The organism is Bacteroides sp. HMSC067B03 (assembly GCF_001811315.1).
Taxonomy (GTDB): Bacteria; Bacteroidota; Bacteroidia; order Bacteroidales; family Bacteroidaceae; genus Bacteroides; species Bacteroides faecis.
In genome coordinates this window covers 1-334 of the sequence record NZ_KV804484.1, presented here as the reverse complement: position 1 = coordinate 334, position 334 = coordinate 1, and the positions used below count along the sequence as shown (strand labels likewise).

Below are 334 nucleotides of genomic sequence, written 5' to 3'. Positions count from 1 at the left end.
CAAACAAGTATCTTATAATAAAACATGATTCTTTATTTTAAATAGATTAATAATTGAACGGTTTATTTCCATATTGATAATCTGTTATTGATAAACAGATTCTATCAAAGAAAGAATGTCCCTTATCTGAATAAAAATACTTTCTATAAATCTCATCATTGGAATTATCCAATAAGACATCTAATTTCAGCAACCAATATTTCAATGCTTGTAACCTCTTTATATATTGGAGATTATTCTCACAATGACAAATTGTTTCTTTCAGATATTCAATCTTTCTAACCATAGTTTCTTTCTTTTTATCCATTGCAATACAATTAATAAAATAGGAGAA

At 24.6% G+C, this 334-nt stretch carries 1 protein-coding gene; it reads right to left on the bottom strand.

Annotated elements, in window-relative coordinates:
- Nucleotides 1-46: 46 nt before the first annotated feature.
- On the bottom strand, nt 47-307 hold the full coding sequence (locus tag HMPREF2794_RS29335) for a hypothetical protein (protein ID WP_070753058.1): 261 nt from the start codon (nt 305-307) through the stop codon (nt 47-49).
- Nucleotides 308-334 lie beyond the last annotated feature (27 nt).

What these genes read in the sequence shown, in the direction of transcription:
- HMPREF2794_RS29335 (WP_070753058.1), bottom strand. Translation starts at nt 307, where the DNA reads ATGGATAAAAAGAAAGAAACTATGGTTAGAAAGATTGAATATCTGAAA.